Here is a 23,362-nt window from a genome sequence, read left to right as displayed (position 1 = left end):
ACAAAGCGGTCATGACCGAGCGTCTCATCACATTCGCGGTCACGCTCGCCCAACTCAATCCGACCATGGGCGATATCGAAGGCAACGCTGCCAAGGTTCGCGCCGCGCGTGCGCAGGCAGCTGCCGACGGCGCCGATCTCGTGCTATTTCCCGAGCTGTTCATCGCCGGCTATCCGCCGGAAGACCTGGTGCAGAAGTCGGCCTTCCAGGCCGCCTGCCGCGTGGCGATCGAAAGCCTCGCGCGCGAGACCGCCGATGGCGGGCCGGCCATGCTGGTCGGCACGCCCTGGATCGAGGACGGCAGGCTTTACAATGCCTGCGCGCTGCTCGACGGCGGCCGCATCGCCGCGCTTCGCTTCAAATGCAATCTGCCGAATTACGGCGTGTTCGACGAGAAGCGGCTGTTTGTACGCGGACCCGCCGCCGGCCCGGTGACGGTGCGTGGCGTGCGCATCGGCGTGCCGATCTGCGAGGACATCTGGCTGGAGGAATCCGAGGACTACGAGAACGTGGTCGAGACGCTGGCCGAGACCGGCGCCGAGATCATCCTGGTGCCGAACGGCTCGCCCTACGCCCGCGACAAGAACGACGTGCGCCTGTCGGTCGCGGTGGCCCGGGTGACCGAAAGTGGTTTGCCATTGGTCTATCTCAACCAGGTCTGCGGCCAGGACGAGCTGGTGTTCGACGGTGCCTCCTTCGCGCTTAACGGCGATCTCTCGCTCGCCGTGCAACTGCCGGCGTTCGAGGAGAGCATCACGACGTTGCGCTTCACGCGTCATGGCGATGATTGGCGCTGCACGGGGCCGATCGCCGAGCTGCCCGAGGGCGACAAGGCCGACTACGCCGCCTGCGTGCTGGGCCTGCGCGACTACGTCGGCAAGAACGGTTTTCCCGGCGTGCTGCTCGGCATTTCCGGCGGCATCGACTCCGCGCTCTGCGCAGCGATCGCGGTCGATGCGCTCGGCGCCGACCAGGTACATGGGGTGATGCTGCCTTATCGCTACACCGCAGCACATTCGATTGCCGACGCCGGCGAGCTCGCCGGCCATCTCGGCATCCGCTACGAGGTGCTGCCGATCGCGGAAGCCGTGACCGGGTTCGAGACCATCCTGTCCGACATCTTCAAGAACCTGCCGCCAGATATCACCGAGGAAAATCTTCAGGCCCGCACCCGCGGCACGCTGCTGATGGCGATCTCCAACAAGACCGGCCTGATGGTGGTGACCACAGGCAACAAATCGGAAATGTCAGTCGGCTACGCCACGCTCTATGGCGACATGAACGGCGGCTTCAATCCGGTCAAGGACATCTACAAGACGCAAGTGTTCCGCTTGGCGAGTTTGCGCAACGGCTGGAAGCCGGATGGTGCGCTCGGGCCGGCGGGCGAGGTGATCCCGCCCGACATCATCACGCGTCCGCCGACGGCGGAGCTGCGCGAGAACCAGCGTGACGAGGACTCGTTGCCGCCCTACGAGGTGCTCGATGCGATTCTCGAGCGCCTGGTCGAACGCGAGGAGCCGCTCGACCAGATCATCGCCGCCGGCTTCGACCGCGACACCGTCACCCGGATCGACCATCTCCTCAACATCGCCGAATACAAGCGCCGCCAGGCCGCCCCCGGCGTGAAGGTGACGGCGAGAAATTTCGGCCGCGACCGCCGCTATCCCATCACCAACCGCTTTCGCGACAAGGGTGAGGGGCTGCCCGCACCGGACGAGACGCTGGTGTCGCGCGGGAGCCGGGCGTCGATCGACGCGTTCGAGGGATAGGTGTGAAGGCGGGCAGTGGCGCTCGATAGATTGCTGTCATCATCCGCGAAGGCGGATGATTTAGTACTCCGCGGCGGGCGTTGTCGAAAACCAACTCCGCCGCGGCGTACTGAATGCCCCGCCTTCGCGGGGCATGACACCGAGCAAATGGCTGCTTACTTCTGCTGCTGCGGCAGGAAGCTCGGGCCGACCGAGCGGATCGGCTTGTTCTCCGACGAGGACGTGGGGGCCGCATCCGCAGGGGGCGTCGCAGCCGGTGCAGTCGCCGTCGTTGGCGCGGGAGCGGCGCCCTTCTTGCTATTGGCAGGCGCGCCCTTGCCGAGCCGCTGCTGCTGCATCTTCCTGGCGCTTTCCTCGGTGACGATGATGTCACCCTGCTGCTCGGCCGCGGCCTTGTCGTCGACTGATTTCAGCGCGTCGGCCCAGGTCTGGCCCGCGGCCTTGCAGGAGCAGGACGGGTTGAACTCGCTGCGGAATTTGAACGCGGTCGGCAGCGCCGTGTAGGGCTGGCCGCCGATGGAGACCGCCGAGTTCATGTCCTCGCCGGGATTGCGATGGGTGTAGAGCACGGCTTCCGCGGCCGGGCAGAGCGCCTTGCAGGTCTTCTCGTCGTCGGGAAAGCGCGCCGGCACGGTGGCAAACGAGATCGGGAAATAGGCGCCGTCGCAGGTGCGCACGCACACGGTGCGATAGGTGCCGGACTGCGGGCCGAGATCGGCGGGCGGCACGCCTTGCGGATTGTTGGCGTTGTTGCCACCGCCGAACAGATTGGTCAGGAAGTTGCCGCCACCTTGCGACTGCGCAGCATTGGCGTATTGCGGGCCGCAATTGTTCTGCGCCAGCGCCGCCAGCACCGAGCGGCGCTGATTGTCGCGCTCCGGGCTGAAGCCGCCGGGGCCGCCGCCGCGCAGGCGCTCGAGATTGCCGGTGATCTGATCCAGATTGGCGCGCATCTGCTGGATCTGGGTGTTGACCGGACCGCATTGCGCCGACTGGCCGTTGAACAGCGAGAAGAAGCCGGAGGAATCGCAGCCCATGCGCTTGGCTTGCATGGTGACGCGGTCCAGCTCGGCCTGCTGCCGGCTCTGGGATTCCTGGTAGCGGCGGATCTGGTCTTCGCGCGCGGGGTCACCACCGCCGCCGCGGTCGAGCGCGGCGAGCTGGCCTTCCAGCCGTGAGCACATCGGGTTCGGCCCGAGCCCGTTCTGGCTTGGCTGCGGCGGTGGACCAGGCGGGCCGGCCTGCGCGAAAGCGCCGGTGGCGAGCACGACGGTGCCGAGGAGCACGGTGCAGGCAAGGAGGGGGCGGGCACGGGAGAGAGACAGAAATTCAGGCATATCCGCCATTCTAGCGAGGTCACGGCCCAATGTGACGTTCCAAGTGACTTGGGTGGGCCGAAGCGCGCCCTCCCATAGCCGCTTCCTGCGGCATCGTCACGTCGTTTCGCCGGCCAAGATTGGGCCTAAGGTACGCCAGTTCCGAGCGAATTCAGCGCTGGCAGGTGATTGCGACATATTCGTCGCAATGGCCATGGGAGCAGTTTGCGCCGGTTTTGGGGACAGAGCCGGTAATTTCGTCGGGATCGACCCGGCGATAGCTTGAGGCCTGGGCAAAATCCCGTGACTGGCAATAGGTGCGCGCGACCTGCGCCCCGCATTTCTCGCCCTTGGCGAGGCACTGGTCGACGCCGTAGCCATCCGCCTGGTTGGCGATGATGAAGACGCGGGTCTCGGCGAAAGCGCCGGATGCCGAAAGGATGGAGGCGCAGGCAACGAGTGCGAGTATGGATCGCATGAAAATACCGGGGGCTTCAGGGAACCGCCGGCTTCCGAATAAACTCAAAAGGTTAAGGATGACGAACCATCAAGGCGGGAGGGCGCGCTTTGCGGAGATAAAGTGGCGCTTTCGCGGCTCTCTTGACGCGGGGCGGCCTGATAGCCAATATGTTCCGCATGAACGGTCTCCTCGCCAAGTGTGGCATTTGCCGCGAGATTACGAGCTAGCGATTCGCTGGCTGGAGCCGTCTTTTCTCAAAAATATTGAGAGCCCTGGACGCCCGGCCAACAGCCGACGGGTATCCATATGGAATTGCGCCTCTACGATACGCTGAGCCGGGACAAGCGCACCTTCGTACCGCTCGATCCCAACAATGTCCGCATGTATGTCTGCGGACCGACCGTCTATGACTTCGCCCATATCGGCAACGCGCGGCCGGTGATCGTGTTCGACGTGCTGTTTCGGCTGCTGCGCCATCTCTATGGCGAGGCGCATGTCAAATATGTCCGCAACATCACCGATGTGGACGACAAGATCAACGACCGCGCCGCGCGCGATTTTCCCGGTCTGCCGCTGAACGAGGCGATCCGGAAAGTCACTGAGCAGACCGGCAGACAGTTTCACGCCGACGTCGATGCGCTCGGCGCACTGCGGCCGAGCGTCGAGCCGCGCGCCACAGAGCATATCGGCGAGATGCGCGAGATCATCGAACGGCTGATCGCGGGCGGCTTTGCCTATGCCGCCGAGGATCATGTGCTGTTCTCGCCGCAGGCGATGAACGCGGCCAACTCCTCGCTGCCGCGCTATGGCGCGCTGTCCAACCGCTCGCTGGACGAGCTGGTCGCCGGCGCCCGCGTCGATGTCGCGCCCTACAAGAAGGGCAATACCGACTTTGTGCTGTGGAAGCCGTCGAAGCCGGGCGAGCCGTCATGGCCGTCGCCGGCCGGCATCAGGGCCGAGGGCCGTCCCGGCTGGCACATCGAGTGCTCGGCCATGGCCTGGAAGCATCTCGGCGAGCACTTCGACATCCATGGCGGCGGCATCGATCTCGTGTTCCCGCATCACGAGAACGAGGTCGCGCAGACTTGCTGCGCCTTCCACCGGGAGCGCATGGCGAACTACTGGATGCACAACGGCTTCCTGCAGGTCGAGAGCGAGAAGATGTCGAAGTCCCTCGGCAACTTCATCACCATCCACGAGCTGCTCAAGGACTGGCCGGGTGAGGTGCTGCGCCTGAACATGCTGAAGACGCATTACCGTTCGCCGATCGACTGGACCATGAAATCGCTGGAGGAGAGCGCAAAGACGCTCGATGACTGGTACCGTGTCGCGGCCGACGCCGAACCCGGCAAGCCGGCTGCGTCGGTGGTCGAGCCGCTGCTCGATGATCTCAACACGCCGCTGGCGATCGCGGCGCTGCACGGCTTGCGTGGCGATGCCGCTGCATTGTCGGGATCGCTGCGGCTGCTCGGCTTCCTGTCCGAGAGCGCCGCGCAGTGGGAAAGCCGCAAGCAGCAGGCGAACGGCGTCGATGCCGCGGAAGTCGAGCGCCTGATCGCGGAACGGACGGCCGCGCGTAGCCGCAAGGATTTTGCGGAATCGGACCGCATCCGCGATCTGCTCGCCGCCATGGGCGTTGCGATCAAGGACTCCAAGGAAGGGACGACCTGGGAGATCGCGCGATGAAGCGGCCCGATACGCCTTTCCCGCGGCACTGGCTCTATTACATCATGCTGAAAATCCTGCTGCTTGCCGCTGCCGTGGCGATCGCGCTGAAACTCTATGGGATGTGGTGAGGACGATGGCACAAGCACACCCAAAGCCCGGCTTGCGGCCCTTCCTGCCGGATGACGTGCCGCTGCTCGCCGCGATCTTCGCCGCCAGCATCGAGGAGCTGACCGGCGAGGACTATAGCGAGGCGCAGCAGCAGGCCTGGATGGAAGCGGCGGAAAGCGAAGAGTTCGGCAAGCATCTCGCCGCCGACCTGACGCTGATCGCGACGCTGGAAGGCTCGCCCGTGGGCTTCGCGTCCTTGCGCGGCACCGATCACATCCGCATGCTCTATGTGCATCCGGCCGCTGTCGGGCAAGGCATCGCGACCATGCTGGTCGATGCGCTGGAGAAGCTTGCGGGCAGTCGCGGCGCAACGGCTCTGACCGTTGACGCCAGCGACACCGCCCAAAACTTCTTCGCCAAGCGCGGCTACACCGCCCAGCAGCGCAACAGCGTCACCATCAATGACGAGTGGCTCGCCAACACCACCATGAAGAAGACGCTCGGAGCGGGCCAATGAGCCGGGAGCGTGTTCACCAAATGCGATCCTCTCTCCGCTCCCTCCCCCCTTGTGGGGCAGGGTTGGGGAGGGGGGTAGCTCCGCACTCCGGCCACCCGTGTGGCACCCCCCTCCCGACGATGCTGCGCATCGTCGACCTCCCCCACAAGGGGGGAGGTAACAAGAACGGACGCTCGCGATGAGCTCGGCACCGGCAAAGAAAGAGCGTCTCTATCTGTTCGACACTACGCTGCGCGACGGCGCGCAGACCAATGGCGTCGATTTCACCCTGGCCGACAAGCAGGTCATTGCCGCTATGCTCGACGATCTCGGCATCGACTATGTCGAGGGCGGCTATCCCGGCGCCAATCCGCTCGACAGCGAATTCTTTGGCTCCAAGCCGAAGCTCAAGCACGCGCGCTTCACCGCCTTCGGCATGACGCGGCGGGCCGGGCGCTCGGTCTCCAACGATCCCGGCGTCGCCGGCCTTCTCGCAGCGAAAGCCGATGCGATCTGTTTTGTCGCAAAATCCTCGGCCTATCAGGTGCGCGTCGCGCTGGAGACGACGAAGGAAGAGAATCTCGCCTCGATCCGCGACAGTGTTGCAGCCGCAAAGGCTGCCGGTCGTGAAGTGATGCTCGATTGCGAGCACTTCTTCGACGGCTACAAGGAGGATGCGAGCTTCGCGCTCGCCTGCGCGAAGGCGGCCTTCGATGCCGGCGCGCGCTGGGTGGTGCTGTGCGATACCAATGGCGGCACCATGCCACACGAGATCGAGGCCATCGTCACCGAGGTGACCAAGCACATCCCCGGCGACCACATCGGCATCCACGCCCATAACGACACCGAGCAGGCGGTGGCGAATTCGCTCGCCGCGGTGCGCGCGGGTGCGCGGCAGATCCAGGGCACCTTGAACGGCCTTGGCGAGCGCTGCGGCAACGCCAATCTCTGCTCGCTGATCCCGACATTGAAATTGAAGAAAGAGTTTGCAGACGGCTTCGAGATCGGCATCACGCCGGAGAAGCTGGCGACGCTGGTCAAAGTCTCACGCACGCTCGACGACATGCTCAACCGCGTGCCGAACCGGCATGCGGCGTATGTCGGCGAGAGCGCCTTCGTCACCAAGACCGGCATTCATGCCTCCGCCGTGATGAAGGACCCGCAGACCTACGAGCACGTCCTGCCTGAACTGGTCGGCAACCACCGCAAGGTGCTGGTCTCCGATCAGGCCGGCCGCTCCAATGTCATCGCCGAGCTCGACCGCGCCGGCATCGCTTACGAGAAGAGCGATCCGAAGCTGACGCGTCTCGTCGAGGAATTGAAGGAGCGCGAGGCGCAAGGCTACGCCTATGAATCCGCCAATGCCTCGTTCGAGCTGCTGGCGCGCCGCACGCTCGGCAAGGTGCCGCATTATTTCGAGGTCGAGCAGTTCGACGTCAATGTCGAGCAGCGCTACAATTCGCATGGCGAGCGCGTCACCGTCGCGTTGGCGGTGGTGAAGGTCGACGTCGCCGGCGAGCATCTGATCTCGGCCGCCGAAGGCAACGGCCCCGTCAATGCGCTCGACGTCGCCTTGCGAAAAGATCTCGGCAAGTACCAGAAATATATCGAAGGCCTGACGCTGATCGACTACCGCGTGCGTATCCTCAACGGCGGCACCGGCGCGGTCACGCGCGTCCTGATCGAGAGCGAGGACGAGAACGGCGACCGCTGGACTACGGTCGGCGTGTCCCCGAACATCATCGATGCCTCGTTCCAGGCGCTGATGGATTCGGTGATCTACAAGCTGGTGAAGTCGGGCGCGCCGGCGTAGGCCCCCCTCGACGACTGTCATATCCCGCGAAAGCGGGGTATCCAGTACACCGCGGCTTCTCTGTAACGCCGCAGCGTCTCGGAGTACTGGATCACCCGGACCTCGTGCGTAATTGCGCACCGGCCGGGCGATGACAGTGGAGCGGGAGGAGAGGGCAGGACATGATCGACCACATTTCCGTCGGCGTCAGCGATCTCGAACGCGCCGCAAGATTCTATGAGACGACACTCGCTACCCTCGGCCTCACGCGCCTCATCACGCGCCCGCGCACGGTCGGCTTCGGCAAGGCCTATCCTGAATTCTGGATCAATCTGCGGGAAGGCATGCCGCCCGTAGCCCCGGAAAGCGGCGTGCACACTTGTCTACGCGCGAAGACGACAGGCGAGGTCGATGCGTTTCACGCCGCGGCGCTGTCCGCCGGCGGCGCGTCCGATGGCCCGCCGGGCATCCGCCCGCATGACCGCGTCCGTTACTACGCAGCCTTCGTCACCGATCCCGACGGCAACCGGATCGAGGCGGTGACGTTCCCGGCAGAGTAGGGCGTTACAGCCTGCGCGCCACTTCCGGGGTCATCTGCTTTTCCGCTTCGGCGATCTGCGCCGCGGCCGCCTTCAGCTTCGGCAGGATGTCCTCGATCCGATCGGCCTTGAGGATATCGACCGACAGGCCGGCACGGATGAACTCGGTCTGGCGCATATGCGACAGCAGCGAGAACAGCGGCTCCCAGAAATTGTCGATATTGGCGAGCAGCACCGGCTTGGCGTGACGGCCGAGCTGCTTCCAGGTCAATTGCTCGACCAGCTCCTCCAGCGTGCCGACGCCGCCCGGCAGCGCCACGAAGGCGTCGGAGCGTTCGAACATCAGCCGCTTGCGCTCATGCATGTCGGGGGTGACGATCATCTCCTGCACCCGCGTCAGCGCATTCTCGCGCTTGCGCAGGAATTCGGGAATGATGCCGGTGACGGTACCGCCGTGATCGAGCACGGAGGTCGCGACCGAGCCCATCAGGCCGAGCGAGCCGCCGCCATAGACCAGGCGGATGTTGTTGTCGGCGAGTGCCTTGCCGAACGCCTTGGCGCCTTCGGTGAAGCGGGGATTGGTTCCTGGGCCGGAGCCGCAATAGACACAGACGGTTTTAATGGTGCTCATTGATGTCATGATGCATTGCAGCGAAGAGGCGTCAAGTCCAATCGGTGATTCGGATCACCCGGAAATCTACCGGTAAATGACGACAAACAATCGAAGATTCGCCATCTGGCGGGGTGCGCTGGCATCGAGAAGGCTCTATATGACGGGCGAAAATCGCAATCGTAACGCGGCCCGCATCCGGTGGGCCTTCAGGCTATTTGATGGACCAACCTCAATCGTTCGACGGCCCCAACGTTCCTGAGCCCGCTGGGGGACCGCCGGAGCGGGCCACGCTGATGGGCACGCTGGCGCATCTGTGGCCCTACATCTGGCCGGGCGACCGCTTCGACCTGAAGATGCGCGTGGTCTGGTCCATGGTGCTGCTGCTCGCCGCCAAGCTGATCACGCTCAGCGTGCCGTTCAGCTTCAAATGGGCGACCGACGCGCTGACCGGCGCCCATACCGCGCCGGTCGCGGCCGACAACTGGCATCTCTGGGTGATCGCCTCGCCGCTGCTGCTGACCGCGAGCTACGGCGCGATGCGCATCCTGATGGCGGTGCTGACGCAGTGGCGCGACGGCATCTTCGCCCGCGTCGCTATGCATGCGGTGCGCAAGCTCGCCACCATCACCTTCGTCCACATGCACGAGCTGTCGCTGCGCTTTCACCTCGAGCGCAAGACCGGCGGCCTGACGCGCGTGCTCGAGCGCGGCCGCGAGGGCATCGAGGTCATCGTGCGCATGGTGATCCTCCAGCTGATCCCGACCATCGTCGAGGTCTCGCTGTTGCTGGCGGTGCTGCTCTGGCAGTTCGACTGGCGCTACGTGGTCGCGACACTGATCACGGTCGCGGTCTACATGTACTACACCTACATCGCGACCGAATGGCGGATCGGCATCCGCCGCAAGATGAACGATTCCGACACGGAAGCGAACACCAAGGCGATCGATTCGCTGCTCAATTACGAGACCGTCAAATATTTCAGCGCCGAGGCGCGCGAGGCGCAGCGTTACGACCGGTCGGTCGCGCGTTACGAGGAATCGAGCATCCAGGCCTATACCTCGCTCGCCGTGCTCAACACCGGCCAAGCCGTGATCTTCACGCTGGGGCTGACTGCGACCATGCTGATGTGCGCGATCGGCGTGCGCAACGGCACCAACACGGTCGGCGATTTCGTGCTGGTCAACGCCATGATGATCCAGCTCTACCAGCCGCTGAATTTCATGGGCATGGTCTATCGCGAGATCAAGCAGGCGATCATCGACATCGAGAAGATGTTCGGCGTGCTCGGCCGCGAGGCCGAGATCAAGGACGCGCCGGACGCGAAGCCGCTGGTCATCTCCGCCGGTACGGTTCGCTTCGAGGACGTGCGCTTTGCCTATGAGCCGGCACGGCCGATCCTGAAAGGCATCAGCTTCGAGGTGCCGGCCGGCAAGACCGTCGCGATCGTCGGTCCCTCCGGCGCGGGCAAGTCGACGATCTCACGGCTGCTGTTCCGCCTCTACGACATCTCCGGCGGCAAGATCCTGATCGACGGGCAGGACATCCGGGAGGTCACGCAAGCCAGCTTGCGCGCCTCGATCGGCATGGTGCCGCAGGACACCGTGCTGTTCAACGATACCATCCGCTACAACATTCGCTACGGCCGCTGGGATGCGACTGATGTGGAGGTCGAGGAGGCGGCGCGGCTGGCGCAGATCGACCATTTCATCCGCATGGCGCCGATGGGCTACGAGACCCAGGTCGGCGAGCGCGGCCTGAAGCTCTCGGGCGGCGAGAAGCAGCGCGTCGCGATCGCGCGCACCGTGCTCAAGGCACCGCCGATCCTGGTGCTGGACGAGGCGACTTCGGCGCTCGACACCCATACCGAGCACGAGATCCAGGGCGCGCTCGACCGCGTCGCCAAAAACCGCACCTCGCTGGTGATTGCACACCGGCTCTCGACCATCGTAGGTGCCGACGAGATCATCGTGCTGGACCAGGGCCGCATCGCCGAACGCGGCACGCATGCCAGCCTGCTCGCACAGGGCGGCCTCTATGCCAGCATGTGGAACAGGCAGCGCGAGGCGGAGGCCGCACGCGAGAAACTGGCCCAGATGGCCGATTCGAGCGATGCGCCTAACCGGGAGCCGCCGCCGGTCGAGGACGTCCTGGCGGCGCCGGCGGCCGCGGAGTGAGCTTGTCTCCGGTCCCAACTCTGGCCTAAACAAGCCACCGCGCCGGGGTGACCTTGCGCCATTAACCCTCCAGCGGCAGATAGCGATGTCCATTCTCGATTCGATCCAGCGTCAGATCCCGCCGATCCACAAGGAGGGTTATCCCTTCATCGGCGGCTTTGCGCTGGCCAGCCTGATCCTGTTCTGGCTGTGGTCGCCGCTGGGCTGGATCGGCACGATCCTGACCGTGTGGTGCGCGCTGTTCTTCCGCGACCCGGTGCGCGTGACGCCGGTGCGCGAGGGGCTCGTGGTGTCGCCGGCCGACGGCCGCGTCTCGATGATCACCATGGCGTTGCCGCCGGCCGAACTCGGGCTCGGCGACCGGCCGCTGCCGCGCATCTCGGTGTTCATGAGCGTGTTCAACTGCCACGTGAACCGCGCTCCCGTAGCGGGCAGGGTGGACCGCATCGCCTACCGGCCCGGACTGTTCATCAATGCCGAGCTCGACAAGGCGAGCGAGGACAATGAGCGCAATTCGCTGGTGATCTCGACGCCGACGGCGCGGATCGGCGTGATCCAGATCGCAGGCCTTGTCGCCAAGCGCATCGTCTGCTTCGTGAAGGAGGGGCAGGCCATTGGCGCCGGCGAGCGATTTGGCCTGATCCGCTTCGGCTCGCGGCTCGACGTCTATCTGCCTGTCGGCACCAAGGCGCTGGTGTCGGAAGGGCAGACCGCGATCGCGGGCGAGACCATCCTGGCCGATCTCGTCGGGGAGGACCCGAGCCGCGCTTTCCGCGCCAATTAACCAAAGCCTGTCCATGGGGACCTCCCGCCGCAATGGCGGAGGGGGATGCGGCTTGCTATATCTCGCCTTGAGGTGAGGACCAGCAATGACACCCTATGATTTGAGAGATCCCGATATACGCCGGCGGCGGTTCCGCCCGATCCCGGTGCGGATGCTGGTGCCCAACGTCATCACGCTGCTGGCGATCTGCGCTGGCCTGACCTCGATCCGGCTGTCGATCGAAGGGCGGATGTCGCTCGCCGTCTACGCCATTGTGTTCGCGGCTGCGCTCGACGGCATCGACGGCCGCGTTGCGCGCCTGATCAAGGGCCAGTCGAAATTCGGCGCCGAGCTCGACAGCCTCGCCGACTTCGTCAATTTCGGCGTCGCGCCCGGCCTGATGCTGTATTTCTGGCAGCTGCACGAGCTCGGCAATGCCGGCTGGATCGCCGCGATGGTGTTCGCGATCTCCGGCGGCCTGCGTCTGGCGCGCTTCAACGCCACCATGGACGATCCGAACAAGCCGGCCTTCGCCGCCAATTTCTTTACCGGCGTGCCGGCACCCGCCGGTGCCATCACGGTGCTGCTGCCGATCTATGTCGCGTTTCTCGAGCTCGGCCGCTGGCCCGCTGCGGTGACCGCGGCCTACACGCTGCTGATCGCCTTCCTGATGGTGTCGCGGCTGCCGGTGTTCTCCGGCAAGACCAAGCGCATGCGCGTACCGCCCGAGCTGGTACTGCCGGCCTTCGTCGCGGTGATCGTCTTCATCGCGATTCTGATCGCCTATCCCTGGCACGTGCTCTCGATCGGCACCGTGCTGTATCTGCTCTTCCTGCCGCTCGGCTACAAATCCTACCGCGACCAGGCGCGCGCGGTGGAAGCCGCCGCGCCGGCGGGCGGCGAGGTCACTTCGCCGCCATCTGCGCCGACGCTGGCGAACTTGTCCGAGCCGCCGCACGACGATCGGCCTGGCCGGCTGCACTGAACGATTTTCGCGGATATCTGCCATGAAGGCGACCCAGTTGGGCTGAGCCGCGATCTCGGCTATATCGCCCTGTGCCGGCGGCCTCGCGTCAATCAGCCGCCAATCTGGGAGACAACGCCGTGACTGATACCGCGACCGGGCCGCTGCCCGCTGCCGTCCTCGAAGCGCTGGGCCGCTATGACACGCCGACGATCTGCAACGCCATGGAGATCGTGGCGCCCGAGCGCCGGCTGATCGGCTACACCACCAAGCAACTGGTCTGCCCATTCCCCGACCTGCCGCCGATCGTCGGCTATGCCCGCACGGTTGCGATCCGCTCAGTGCTGAAATCCTCGTTGTCTGCCGAGGAGCAGTCGAAGCGCCGTATCGAATATTACGAATATGTCGGCACTGGCCATGGGCCGCGCATCTCGGTGATCCAGGACATCGACGGCCCTGATGTCGGCTACGGCGCGTTCTGGGGCGAGGTGCAGAGCAACGTGCACAAGGCGCTCGGCTGCCTCGGCGTCATCACCGACGGCTCGATCCGCGACATCCCGCAATGGGCCCCTGGCTTCCAGGCGCTGGCGGGCTCGATCGGCCCGTCGCATGCATGGGTGCATGCGGAGAGCTTTGGCGGCGAGGTGCGCGTCGCCGGGATGACGGTGAAATCAGACGATCTGATCCACGCTGACCAGCACGGCGCCATCGTGATCCCGCTCGACGTCGCCGCAAAGCTGCCGGAAGCCGCCGAGCTCTGCGGCCGCCGCGAGACGCCGATCCTGGAGATCGCCCGCAGCCCCGATTTTTCGCTGGAGAAGCTCAAGGCCGCGCTGAAGCGCTCGGCGGAGATCCACTAGGATCCATATCCCAGCTTGGAGCACTGCCATGGACATGGTTGGCAAGACGGTTCTGATCACCGGTTCCACCGATGGCGTCGGCCGCTACGTCGCAAGCCGTCTTGCCGCTGAGGGCGCAAAGGTCCTGATCCATGGCCGCGACGCGGCCCGTGCGACGACGCTGATGGAAGAGATCGCGAAGGCCGGGCATGCCGCGCCGGCCTTTTACCAGGCCGATCTGTCGTCGATGGCGGGCACGCGCCAGCTTGCCGAAGCGGTGAGGCGCGACCACGAACGCCTCGACGTCTTCGTCAGCAATGCCGGCATCGGCTCGCAGAACGGCGGGCCGCAACGGCAAGAGAGCGCCGACGGCCATGAGCTGCGCTTCGCGGTGAACTATCTCTCCGGCTTCCTGCTCGCGTATCTCCTGCTGCCGTTGTTGAAGGCGGCTGCGCCATCGCGCATCGTCAACGTGGCCTCGCTCGGCCAGCATCCGATCGATTTCGACGACGTCATGATCACCAGGGGCTACAGCGGCTCGCGTGCTTACGCGCAAAGCAAGCTCTCGCAGATCATGTTCACGATCGATCTCGCGGAGGAGCTGAAGGCAAGCCGCATCACCGTCAATTCGCTGCATCCGGCGACCTACATGAACACCACGATGGTGCGCGCGGGCGGCATCACGCCGATGTCGACGGTGGAGCAGGGTGGCGCTGCGATCCTGCATCTCGTCGCAGGCGACGACGTCGCGAACCGGAGCGGTCTGTTCTTCAACGGCATGAACGAGGCACGCGCCAATCCGCAAGCCTACGATGCCGACGCCCGCAAGCGCCTGCGCGGACTCAGCCTGAAGCTGACGGGCCTGTCGGCCTAGCCGGGGCGGTCATGGTTAGGGAAGTGTTGAGATTCCTGCCGGCACCCGGCAGAGCCGGCGTTCTTCAGCGCGGTGGGGCGATCCGGCGCGCCGTCTGGACTTAACCTTTACGCGTCTTTAATCGCAGCGAACTAGGGTTCCTCATCGCGGTTCGGGTTGGGCCGCGCCAGCGGCCAGGACGGCCGTTGTTGCGTACGCGTTGGAGTCTCCCATGGATATCATGACGGGCGTTGGGCTGACGGCTGGCATCATCGTCGTCGCCACGATGATCTTCATGGGCGGCGACCTCCACATGTTTATTTCCGAGCACGCGATCATCATCATCTTCGGCGGCTCGATCTCCGCCACCATGATCCGCTTTCCGCTCTCGGCGCTCCTGCATGGCCTCCCGCTCGGCGCCAAGTTCGCCTTCACCATGAGCCGGCTGTCGGCCCACGACCTCGTCGACGAACTCGCCCGCATCGCCGAGATCGCCCGCAAGCAGGGCCCGGTCGGCCTCGAAAAGGTCGAGACCGACGAGCCGTTCCTGGCCAAGGGCATCCGCTACGTCGCCGACGGCTACGACCTCGATTTCATCCGCGACAATCTCGAGCGCGACCGCGACAATTTCCTGATGCACCTCGACGAGGGCAGCAAGATCTACCGCGCCATCGGCGACTGCGCCCCGGCCTTCGGCATGATCGGCACCCTGATCGGCATGGTGCAGATGTTCGCCAACATGACCGACCCCTCCAAGCTCGGCCCGTTCATGGCGACCGCGCTGCTCGCCACGCTTTACGGTGCGCTGGTCGCGAACCTGTTCTGTCTGCCGATCGCCGACAAGCTGCACGGCAAGCTGCTGGATGAAGAGACCAATCGCACGCTGATCATCGATGGCATCCTGATGATTCGCGACTCCAAGAGCCCGACGCTCGTGCGCGAAATGCTGCTGGCCTATTTGCCGGAGAAGCATCGTCACGCCGAAGGCGAACCGGTGCCGGCGTAACGCCGCCCGGTCCGGATTTCGCCAGATGGCCAAGAAGAAGCGCGGCGATGCTCACGGCGGCGGTCACGGCTGGTTCGTGACCTTCGCCGACCTGATGGGCCTGATGATGAGCTTCTTCGTGATGCTCGTCGCGTTCTCGACGCAGGACGCCAACAAGCTGAAGATCGTGGCCGGCTCGATGCGCGACGCTTTCGGCGTGCAGAGCGAGGCGCGCTATGCCGGCATCGTCGAATCCGACGGCCTGCCGACCCGACCGCGGCTGAAGAACGTCGACCACATCCAGCCCGAGGATGCCTCCAACACGCCGACGCCGGACCAGGAAGACCGCGACCGGACCTCGGGCGCGAAGATCAAGATCGACCGCAATTTTGCGCTGGCCGCAGCCTCGCTCCGCCAGGCGCTCCAGGACATGCCGGAACTGACCGAGATGTCCAAGCACATCATGTTCGAGGAGACCAAGCAGGGGCTTGACCTCGAGATCGTCGACCAGGACGGCCGATCGATGTTCGCCGATGGCTCCAAGGTGCCCTATGACCGTACCCGTCGCCTGATCGAGAAGCTCGCGATCCCGCTCAAGGCGACGCCGCTGCGCGTCTCCATCGCTGGCCACACCGCGGCCGGATTCGTGCCGACCCGCAGCGACTACGGTGCCTTCGACCTCTCGGCCGACCGCGCCAATGCCGTGCGCCAGATCCTCGAACGCGAGGGCCTGCCGCCGTCCCACATCTTCGCCGTCTCCGGCAAGGCGGACACCCAGCCGCTGTTTCCGGATGACCCCTCGCTCGCCGCCAACCGCCGGGTGACCATCACCCTGATGCGCGAAGACCCGCCGCTGCCGCCGAATCTGAAGCCCTAAGGCATGATCCGGAGAGGTGGGCACCGATTCTGCGAAGACAGCATGCCCAAACGATAGGCCCCCTTGCGCTACCATCTTACCTGAGGCATCTCGTCGCGCTAGCGGCGAGCGTGGCCGCGGCGTCACAGCATCCGCCGCTGCGCCTGCTATGTTGTGCCAATTGACAGGCGCGCAGGAAGCGTCAAAAGGCGCCGGATCAAATCCAGGGACGAAGCGTTTTCCACCTCCATGACGGCGAGCATCACACAGGCCGAGACCCAGGACGGGCCGGTCACCTCAGGCTTTTGGGCCCTTACGCTCGGGAGTATCGGCGTCGTCTTCGGCGATATCGGCACCTCGCCGCTCTACGCATTCCACGAGGCGGTCAGGGGCGCCGCCCACGGCGAGCCGGTCTCGCGGGTCATCGTGCTCGGCGTGCTCTCACTGATCCTGTGGGCGCTGCTGATCGTCGTCACCGCGAAATACGTGCTGCTGCTGCTGCGCGCGGACAATAACGGGGAGGGCGGCACGCTGTCCCTGATGGCGCTCGGCCAGCGCGCGCTGGGGCGGCGCAGCTGGTTCCTGCTTGCGCTTGGCGTGGTCGGCGCCTCCATGTTCATCGGCGATTCCATGATCACGCCGGCGATCTCGGTGCTGTCGGCGGTCGACGGACTGAAGCTCGCAACGCCTGCGTTCGAGCATTATGTCGTGCCGCTCACGGTCCTGATCCTGGCGCTGCTGTTCGCGGTGCAGAGCAAAGGCACGGCGCTGGTGGCCTCTGCATTCGGCCCGGTGATGGTGGTCTGGTTCGCGGTGCTGGCGGTGCTGGGCGCCGTCCACATCGCCGACGATCCGTCGGTGCTGGCGGCGATCAATCCCTATTACGCGCTGCAATTCCTGCTGTCGCACGGCACGATCGGCCTGGTGACGCTGGGCGCCGTGTTCCTGGCGGTCACCGGCGGCGAGGCGCTTTACGCCGATCTCGGCCATTTCGGCCGCAAGCCGATCCAGTCGGCCTGGATGTTCTTCGTGCTGCCCTCGCTGCTGATCAACTATTTCGGGCAGGGCGCGCTGGTGCTGTCCGATCCCAGCGCGATCGAGCATTCCTTCTACCGCATGGTGCCCGAGCATCTGGTGCTGCCGCTGGTCGGCCTTGCGACCGCCGCCACCGTGATCGCGAGCCAGGCGGTGATCACCGGCGCCTATTCGCTGGTCTATCAGGCCGTGCAGCTCGGCCTGCTGCCGCGCTTCGAGGTGCGCTACACCTCCGAAACCCATGCCGGCCAGATCTATCTGCCGCGGGTGAACCGGCTTCTGCTGATCGGCGTGATGCTGCTGGTGCTGCTGTTCCACACGCCCAGCAACCTGGCATCGGCCTATGGCATCGCGGTCTCCACCACCATGGTGGCCGACGGCATCATGGGCTTCCTCGTGATCTGGAAGCTGTGGAATTGGCGCGCCGCGACCGCCGCGGTCGTGATCCTGCCCTTCGTCATGGTCGACATGACCTTCTTCAGCGCCAACCTGCTCAAGCTGCTCGAAGGCGCCTGGGTGCCGCTGCTGTTCGGCGCGGCTATGGCCGGGACGATCTGGACCTGGCGCAAGGGGACCGGCATCCTGATCCAGAAGACGCGCCGGATCGAGGTGCCGCTCGACGATCTGATCCGCAGCCTGGAGAAGCGGCCGCCGCATATCGTCAAGGGCACCGCGGTGTTCCTGACCAGCGATCCCGCTTTCGTGCCGACCGCGCTGCTGCACAATCTCAAGCACAACAAGGTGCTGCACGAGCACAACGTGATCCTGACCATTGAGACCGCGCATACGCCGCGGGTCGATCTGTCCGAACGCTTCCGGATGGAGAAGATCAGCGACAAGTTCTCGAAGGTCCGCCTGCGCTTCGGCTTTATGGAGCAGCCCAACGTGCCGAAGGCGCTGGCAATCGCGCGTAAGCAGGGCTGGCAGTTCGACATCATGTCGACATCGTTCTTCGTGTCGCGGAGATCGCTGAAGGCCTCGGCGCAGTCGGGCATGCCGCTGTGGCAGGACCATCTGTTCATCGCCCTGAGCCGGTCCGCGAACGATGCCACCGACTATTTCCAGATTCCCACCGGGCGGGTGGTTGAAGTCGGAACCCAAGTGACTATTTGAAAACGCAACTGCCGAACCCATGCGAAATTCGCATGGCGAGGGCCCAGAATCGGGCTAGGCTATGCCGGCAGCGCAGGACTATAAGCCGCGCGCTCTTCCGCCGTTGTGCAGTGAAGCATCTTTAGAGGCCATCGGGCTTTCCCATGATTAGCGACGTAGCGATTTCCGCCCCGGAAACGGCGGCGGCCAATGGGCATGGCGATGCCCACACCACCGCCGGCTTCGGCGCGCTGACGCTCGGCAGCATCGGCGTGGTCTATGGCGATATCGGCACCAGCCCGCTCTACGCGTTCCGCGAGGCGGTGACGGCGGCTTCGGGCGCCGAAGGGGTTGCCACGCCGGCAGCCGTGCTGGGCGTGCTCTCCCTGATCCTGTGGGCGCTGATCGTCGTGGTGACGCTCAAATACGTCGTGATCCTGCTCCGCGCCGACAACAACGGCGAGGGCGGCACGCTGGCGCTGATGGCGCTGGCCCAGCGCGCGGTCGGCACCGGCGGGGCGACCATCGTCCTGCTCGGCATCATTTCCGGCGCCCTGTTCTACGGCGACGCCGTGATCACGCCGGCGCTTTCGGTGCTGTCGGCGATCGAAGGCATGAAGGACGTCACGCTGACATTCGAGCCCTATATCGTTCCGCTGACGGTGGTGATCCTGGTCTGCCTGTTCGCCGTGCAGTCACGCGGCACGGCGCGCGTTGCGGCTTTCTTTGGCCCAATCATGTGCGTCTGGTTCGCGGTGATCGCGATCGCGGCGATCCACCCGATCATGCAGCAGCCGCAGGTGCTGTTCGCGCTGAACCCGCTCTATGCCGTGTCGTTCATGCTCCACCACGGCATCATCGGCTTCGTGACGCTGGGCGCGGTGTTCCTCGCCGTCACCGGCGCCGAGGCGCTCTACGCCGACCTCGGGCATTTCGGCAAGCGGCCGATCCAGACCGCCTGGCTCTTCATCGTGCTGCCGTCGCTGGCGCTGAACTATCTGGGGCAGGGCGCTCTTGTCCTCGGCGATCCCGGCGCGCTCGAGAGCCCGTTCTTTCAGCTGTTTCCGCAGGGCTGGGTGCGCGGCGGCATGGTCGTGCTCGCCACCATGGCCACCGTCATCGCCAGCCAGGCGGTCATCACTGGCGCTTACTCGCTGACGCGCCAGGCGATCCAGCTCGGCCTGCTGCCGCGCTTCGAAATTCGCCATACGTCGGAAGCCCATTCCGGCCAGATCTTCATCCCGCGCATCAACCAGCTGCTGCTGGTCGCGGTGGTGCTGCTGGTGCTGCTGTTCCGTTCCTCCAGCGCGCTGGCCTCGGCCTACGGCATCTCCGTCACCGGCACCATGGTGGTCACGGCGATGATGGGCTTCGTCGTGATCTGGAAGGCCTGGCGCTGGTCGCCGGTCGCTGCCGCCGCGCTGATCGTCCCCTTCCTGTTCCTCGACCTGACCTTCCTCGCCGCCAATCTGCTCAAGGTATTCGAGGGCGGCTGGGTGCCGCTGGCGCTCGGCGCGCTGATGATCCTCATGATGTACACGTGGCGGCGCGGCAGCCGGCTGCTGTTCGAGAAGTCGCGCAAGCTGGAGTTCCCGCTCGCCGACCTCGTCGCCATGCTGGAGAAGCGGCCGCCGCAGCGCGTGCCTGGCACCGCCGTGTTCCTGACCTCGGACCCCCTCAGCGCGCCGACGGCGCTGATGCATAGCCTAAAGCACTACAAGGTGCTGCATGAGAAGAACGTCATCCTCACCATCGAGACCGCGCAGACCCCGCGCATCGATCCGGCCGAGCGCGTCAAGCTCGAGCAGATCTCGCCCACCTTCTCCAAGGTGACGCTGAAGTTCGGCTTCATGGAATCGCCCAACGTGCCGAAGGCCCTCGCCATCGCCCGCAAGCTCGGCTGGCAGTTCGACATCATGTCGACCTCGTTCTTCCTGTCGCGCCGGGCGCTCAAGCCCGCCGCCCATTCCGGCATGCCGCGCTGGCAGGACCGGCTGTTCATCTCGCTCAGCCGCTCCGCCAACGACGCCACCGACTATTTCCAGATCCCCAGCGGCCGCGTGGTCGAGGTCGGCACCCAGGTGACGATCTAGCGGCTTCCACTGCTGTCATCGCCCGGCATTGACCGGGCGATCCAGTACTCCGAGACGGTTGTGATTGAACCGATAAGCCGCGGCCTACTGGATTCCCCGCCTTCGCGGGGAATGACACCGAACCTGATGAGAGAGTTGAAGTCCCTCAAACCGCCCCTTCAAGTCGCTGCGATTTAGCTTTAACTTGCGCCGCGCGGCTCAAGCCTTTGTAGCGCTTGATTTTCGTGAGCCGAGAGGCGAGTTTGCCCGCCGGCCGGGATCGCCCCGGCATGCGGCTGCGACGTTGGAGGATGAAGTGGCAAATCAAGTGCAGGATCTGACCCCGGAGGAGGTCTCCAAGGGTGTCGAGGAGGGCCGCTATCTGCTCGTCGACGTCCGCGAGCCGAACGAGGTCCAGGCCGAGGCCTATCCGTATGGCGTCGTCGTACCGCTCTCGACCTTCGACCCCAAGGCGATCCCCGACCCGCAAGGCAAGGAGGTCGTGTTCGCCTGCCGCTCGGGCAAGCGCTCGGTGACCGCCTCGCTCGCGGCGCAGGCGGCGGGTTTGCCTTATGACAAGCATCTGGCCGGCGGCATGCTCGGCTGGAAGGCGGCAGGTCTTCCCAGCAAGGTCGGCGGCTGATCGGCCCGATGTCCAAAAGCTCGTCCCTGAACAAGGTCTTCGCGGACCTGCCCGTCACCATCTTCGAGGCGATGTCGCAAGCCGCGCGCGACAACAATGCCATCAATCTCGGCCAGGGCTTCCCCGACGATCCCGGCCCCGAGGACATCCGCCGCGCCGCGGCCGAGGCGTCGCTAAACGGGTACAACCAGTATCCATCGATGATGGGCCTGCCAGAGCTGCGCCAGGCGATCGCGACCCATTACGGCCACTGGCACGGTCTCAAGCTCGACCCGATGAGCGAGGTGATGGTGACCTCCGGCGGCACCGAGGCGCTGACCTCGGCCATCCTCGCGGTGGTGCAGCCCGGCGACGAGGTAGTCTGCTTCCAGCCGGTCTACGATTCCTACCTGCCGATCATCCGCCAGGCCGGCGGCATTCCGCGCCTCGTCCGGCTCGAGCCGCCGCACTGGCGCTTGAATGAGGACATGCTGAAAAGCGTCTTCAATTCAAAGACCAAGGCGGTGCTGTTCAACAATCCCCTGAATCCCAGCGCGGTGGTCTATCCGCGCGAGGACCTTGAGTTGCTGGCGCGCTATTGCCAGGAGTTCGACGCCATCGCGATCTGCGACGAGGTCTGGGAGCATGTCACCTTCGACGAGCACAAGCATACCCCGCTGATCACCATCCCCGGCATGCGCGAGCGGACCATCAAGGTCGGCTCGGCCGGCAAGATCTTTTCGCTCACGGGCTGGAAGATCGGCTTTGTCTGCGCCGCGCCACAGCTCTTGCGCGTCGCCGCCAAGGTGCACCAGTTCCTGACCTTCACCACCGCGCCGAACCTGCAGGCCGCCGTCGCCTACGGTCTCGGTAAGTCCGACGACTACTTCCTGTCGATGCGCAAGGACCTGACCCGGAGCAGGGACCGCCTCACCAGGGGCCTCGAGAGTCTCGGCTTCCCCGTCCTGAGGTCGCAGGGCACCTACTTCCTCACCGTCGACCTGTCGCCGCTGGGCTTGAACGAGAGCGACACCGAGTTCTGCTGGCGCATCGTGAAGGATTACAAGGTGGCAGCGATCCCGGTCTCGGCGTTCTACGAGCAGGACCCGGTGACATCAGTGGTGCGCTTCTGCTTTGCCAAGAAAGACGAGACGCTCGACACGGCACTGGAGCGGCTGTCGGACGCGGTGCGCGGTCGCAAGAGGTAGGGAGGATGACGAACGTCAGCCGCTGCGGATTTGGCCTTGGTTTCGCAATCGCCGCGGCGCTGACGTTGCTCTCCGCCCCCGCCGGGGCCGACGAGCGGGTCGTCAACTTCTACAACTGGTCCAACTACATGGCGCCAGGTGTCCTCGAGGCCTTCACCAGGGAGACCGGCATCAAGGTGGTCTATGACACCTTCGATGCCAACGAGACGCTGGAGACGCGCCTGATGGCCGGCAAGTCCGGCTACGATGTCGTGGTGCCCACGGCCTATTTCCTGCAGCGCCAGATCAAGGCGAACATCTTCCAGAAGCTCGACAAGTCGAAGCTGCCGCACCTTAGCAACGCCTGGCCGATGGTGACCAAGCACCTTGCGACCTACGATCCCGGCAACGATTTCGCCGCCAACTACATGTGGGGCACGACGGGCATCGGCTACAACGTCGCCAAGGCGAAGGCGATCCTGGGAGCGGACGCGAAGATCGACAGCTGGGATATCGTCTTCAAGCCGGAGAACTTGGCGAAGTTCAAAGACTGCGGCGTCCACATGCTCGACTCCGCCGACGACATCTTTCCCGCGGCCCTGAACTATCTCGGGCTGGATCCCAACTCGACCAAGCAGGCTGACCTGGAGAAGGCCGCCGAAATCGTCGCAAAAGTCCGCCCCTTCGTGCGCAAGTTCCACTCCTCCGAATACCTGAGCGCGCTTGCGACCGGCGAGATTTGCTTCGTGGTCGGCTGGTCCGGCGACATCATGCAGGCCCGCGCCCGCGCGGCGGAAGCCAAGAGCGGCATCGAGATCGGCTATGCGATCCCGAAGGAGGGCGCGCAGATGTTCTTCGACAATTTCGCGATCCCCGCCGAAGCCAAGAACGTCAACGAAGCCTACGAGCTGATCAACTATCTCTACCGCCCCGACGTTGCCGCCAAGAACTCGGACTTCCTGTCCTACGCCAACGGCAACCTCGCCAGCCAGAAGCTGGTCGATCCGAAGATTCTGAACGACAAGAACATCTATCCGGACGAGGCGACGCTCGCAAAACTGTTCGTCATCACCGCGCGCGAGCCGGCGACCCAGCGCATCATCAACCGGCTGTGGACCAAGGTGAAGACGGGGCGGTAGTTGATGCTGTCATTCCGGGA

At 65.0% G+C, this 23,362-nt stretch carries 20 protein-coding genes; 17 read left to right on the top strand and 3 right to left on the bottom strand.

Annotation, left to right across the window (positions count from 1 at the left end):
* Positions 1–11 precede the first annotated feature (11 nt).
* Positions 12–1,769 carry an NAD+ synthase gene (locus JJB99_RS23140; RefSeq protein WP_200494613.1) on the top strand — a complete coding sequence of 586 codons (1,758 nt, stop codon included), beginning with the start codon at positions 12–14 and terminating at the stop codon, positions 1,767–1,769.
* A gap of 155 nt (positions 1,770–1,924) precedes the next feature.
* Here the strand turns inward: JJB99_RS23140 and JJB99_RS23135 are convergent, their stop codons facing one another.
* Positions 1,925–3,115: a DUF2865 domain-containing protein gene (locus tag JJB99_RS23135; RefSeq protein ID WP_200494612.1), complete on the bottom strand. Its 1,191-nt coding sequence runs from the start codon at positions 3,113–3,115 to the stop codon at positions 1,925–1,927.
* A 142-nt stretch (positions 3,116–3,257) separates the two neighbouring features.
* On the bottom strand, positions 3,258–3,563 hold the full coding sequence (locus JJB99_RS23130) for a hypothetical protein (protein ID WP_200494611.1): 306 nt from the start codon (positions 3,561–3,563) through the stop codon (positions 3,258–3,260).
* Between the two features lie 288 nt (positions 3,564–3,851).
* On the opposite strand from JJB99_RS23130, the gene cysS reads away from it, so the two are divergent.
* From cysS to JJB99_RS23110, 4 genes are all read left to right on the top strand, one after another.
* Positions 3,852–5,231: a cysteine--tRNA ligase gene (gene cysS / locus JJB99_RS23125; RefSeq protein WP_200494610.1), complete on the top strand. Its 1,380-nt coding sequence runs from the start codon at positions 3,852–3,854 to the stop codon at positions 5,229–5,231.
* Positions 5,232–5,346: 115 nt separating this feature from the next.
* Positions 5,347–5,838, top strand: coding sequence for a GNAT family N-acetyltransferase (locus tag JJB99_RS23120; RefSeq protein ID WP_200494609.1), 492 nt, complete (start codon positions 5,347–5,349; stop codon positions 5,836–5,838).
* A 178-nt stretch (positions 5,839–6,016) separates the two neighbouring features.
* The gene (gene cimA / locus JJB99_RS23115; RefSeq protein ID WP_200494608.1) at positions 6,017–7,630 is read left to right on the top strand and encodes a citramalate synthase; all 1,614 of its coding nucleotides are present in this window, start codon (positions 6,017–6,019) and stop codon (positions 7,628–7,630) included.
* 161 nt (positions 7,631–7,791) lie between these two features.
* On the top strand, positions 7,792–8,169 hold the full coding sequence (locus JJB99_RS23110) for a VOC family protein (RefSeq protein ID WP_200494607.1): 378 nt from the start codon (positions 7,792–7,794) through the stop codon (positions 8,167–8,169).
* A 4-nt stretch (positions 8,170–8,173) separates the two neighbouring features.
* Here JJB99_RS23110 and JJB99_RS23105 read toward each other — a convergent pair whose 3' ends face one another.
* A complete protein-coding gene (locus JJB99_RS23105) occupies positions 8,174–8,779 on the bottom strand; it encodes a TIGR00730 family Rossman fold protein (protein WP_200494606.1) in 606 nt (201 codons plus the stop codon).
* A gap of 200 nt (positions 8,780–8,979) precedes the next feature.
* Between JJB99_RS23105 and JJB99_RS23100 the strand changes: the two genes are divergently transcribed.
* From JJB99_RS23100 to JJB99_RS23045, 12 genes are all read left to right on the top strand, one after another.
* The gene (locus JJB99_RS23100; RefSeq protein WP_200494605.1) at positions 8,980–10,935 is read left to right on the top strand and encodes an ABCB family ABC transporter ATP-binding protein/permease; all 1,956 of its coding nucleotides are present in this window, start codon (positions 8,980–8,982) and stop codon (positions 10,933–10,935) included.
* An 85-nt stretch (positions 10,936–11,020) separates the two neighbouring features.
* Positions 11,021–11,719: a phosphatidylserine decarboxylase gene (locus JJB99_RS23095; RefSeq protein WP_200494604.1), complete on the top strand. Its 699-nt coding sequence runs from the start codon at positions 11,021–11,023 to the stop codon at positions 11,717–11,719.
* Between the two features lie 85 nt (positions 11,720–11,804).
* Complete coding sequence (locus JJB99_RS23090; RefSeq protein ID WP_200494603.1) at positions 11,805–12,683, top strand: CDP-alcohol phosphatidyltransferase family protein; 879 nt, start codon at positions 11,805–11,807, stop codon at positions 12,681–12,683.
* 119 nt (positions 12,684–12,802) lie between these two features.
* Positions 12,803–13,522, top strand: coding sequence for an RraA family protein (locus JJB99_RS23085; protein ID WP_200494602.1), 720 nt, complete (start codon positions 12,803–12,805; stop codon positions 13,520–13,522).
* A gap of 28 nt (positions 13,523–13,550) precedes the next feature.
* Positions 13,551–14,375, top strand: a complete 825-nt coding sequence (locus tag JJB99_RS23080; protein ID WP_200494601.1) for an SDR family NAD(P)-dependent oxidoreductase — start codon at positions 13,551–13,553, stop codon at positions 14,373–14,375.
* Between the two features lie 211 nt (positions 14,376–14,586).
* Entirely contained in the window at positions 14,587–15,360 is a 774-nt protein-coding gene (locus JJB99_RS23075) for a motility protein A (RefSeq protein WP_200494600.1), read from the top strand.
* Positions 15,361–15,385: 25 nt separating this feature from the next.
* A complete protein-coding gene (locus JJB99_RS23070) occupies positions 15,386–16,216 on the top strand; it encodes an OmpA/MotB family protein (RefSeq protein WP_200494599.1) in 831 nt (276 codons plus the stop codon).
* Between the two features lie 228 nt (positions 16,217–16,444).
* A complete protein-coding gene (locus JJB99_RS23065; protein WP_200494598.1) occupies positions 16,445–18,343 on the top strand; it encodes a potassium transporter Kup in 1,899 nt (632 codons plus the stop codon).
* Between the two features lie 143 nt (positions 18,344–18,486).
* On the top strand, positions 18,487–20,415 hold the full coding sequence (locus JJB99_RS23060) for a potassium transporter Kup (RefSeq protein ID WP_200494597.1): 1,929 nt from the start codon (positions 18,487–18,489) through the stop codon (positions 20,413–20,415).
* Positions 20,416–20,710: 295 nt separating this feature from the next.
* On the top strand, positions 20,711–21,037 hold the full coding sequence (locus tag JJB99_RS23055) for a rhodanese-like domain-containing protein (protein WP_200494596.1): 327 nt from the start codon (positions 20,711–20,713) through the stop codon (positions 21,035–21,037).
* Positions 21,038–21,045: 8 nt separating this feature from the next.
* The gene (locus JJB99_RS23050) at positions 21,046–22,224 is read left to right on the top strand and encodes an aminotransferase (RefSeq protein WP_200494595.1); all 1,179 of its coding nucleotides are present in this window, start codon (positions 21,046–21,048) and stop codon (positions 22,222–22,224) included.
* Positions 22,225–22,229: 5 nt separating this feature from the next.
* Positions 22,230–23,342: a polyamine ABC transporter substrate-binding protein gene (locus JJB99_RS23045; RefSeq protein WP_200494594.1), complete on the top strand. Its 1,113-nt coding sequence runs from the start codon at positions 22,230–22,232 to the stop codon at positions 23,340–23,342.
* The last annotated feature ends 20 nt before the right edge of the window (positions 23,343–23,362 follow it).

The organism is Bradyrhizobium diazoefficiens (assembly GCF_016616235.1).
GTDB lineage: Bacteria > Pseudomonadota > Alphaproteobacteria > Rhizobiales > Xanthobacteraceae > Bradyrhizobium > Bradyrhizobium diazoefficiens_H.
The sequence above is the reverse complement of the archived record's forward strand: the minus strand, read 5'-3'. Positions and strand labels throughout refer to the sequence as shown.

Coding starts and splice junctions, on each gene's coding strand:
- JJB99_RS23140 (WP_200494613.1), top strand. CDS start 12: ATGACCGAGCGTCTCATCACATTCGCGGTCACGCTCGCCCAACTCAAT.
- JJB99_RS23135 (WP_200494612.1), bottom strand. CDS start 3,115: ATGGCGGATATGCCTGAATTTCTGTCTCTCTCCCGTGCCCGCCCCCTC.
- JJB99_RS23130 (WP_200494611.1), bottom strand. CDS start 3,563: ATGCGATCCATACTCGCACTCGTTGCCTGCGCCTCCATCCTTTCGGCA.
- cysS (WP_200494610.1), top strand. CDS start 3,852: ATGGAATTGCGCCTCTACGATACGCTGAGCCGGGACAAGCGCACCTTC.
- JJB99_RS23120 (WP_200494609.1), top strand. CDS start 5,347: ATGGCACAAGCACACCCAAAGCCCGGCTTGCGGCCCTTCCTGCCGGAT.
- cimA (WP_200494608.1), top strand. CDS start 6,017: ATGAGCTCGGCACCGGCAAAGAAAGAGCGTCTCTATCTGTTCGACACT.
- JJB99_RS23110 (WP_200494607.1), top strand. CDS start 7,792: ATGATCGACCACATTTCCGTCGGCGTCAGCGATCTCGAACGCGCCGCA.
- JJB99_RS23105 (WP_200494606.1), bottom strand. CDS start 8,779: ATGAGCACCATTAAAACCGTCTGTGTCTATTGCGGCTCCGGCCCAGGA.
- JJB99_RS23100 (WP_200494605.1), top strand. CDS start 8,980: ATGGACCAACCTCAATCGTTCGACGGCCCCAACGTTCCTGAGCCCGCT.
- JJB99_RS23095 (WP_200494604.1), top strand. CDS start 11,021: ATGTCCATTCTCGATTCGATCCAGCGTCAGATCCCGCCGATCCACAAG.
- JJB99_RS23090 (WP_200494603.1), top strand. CDS start 11,805: ATGACACCCTATGATTTGAGAGATCCCGATATACGCCGGCGGCGGTTC.
- JJB99_RS23080 (WP_200494601.1), top strand. CDS start 13,551: ATGGACATGGTTGGCAAGACGGTTCTGATCACCGGTTCCACCGATGGC.
- JJB99_RS23075 (WP_200494600.1), top strand. CDS start 14,587: ATGGATATCATGACGGGCGTTGGGCTGACGGCTGGCATCATCGTCGTC.
- JJB99_RS23070 (WP_200494599.1), top strand. CDS start 15,386: ATGGCCAAGAAGAAGCGCGGCGATGCTCACGGCGGCGGTCACGGCTGG.
- JJB99_RS23065 (WP_200494598.1), top strand. CDS start 16,445: ATGACGGCGAGCATCACACAGGCCGAGACCCAGGACGGGCCGGTCACC.
- JJB99_RS23060 (WP_200494597.1), top strand. CDS start 18,487: ATGATTAGCGACGTAGCGATTTCCGCCCCGGAAACGGCGGCGGCCAAT.
- JJB99_RS23050 (WP_200494595.1), top strand. CDS start 21,046: ATGTCCAAAAGCTCGTCCCTGAACAAGGTCTTCGCGGACCTGCCCGTC.
- JJB99_RS23045 (WP_200494594.1), top strand. CDS start 22,230: ATGACGAACGTCAGCCGCTGCGGATTTGGCCTTGGTTTCGCAATCGCC.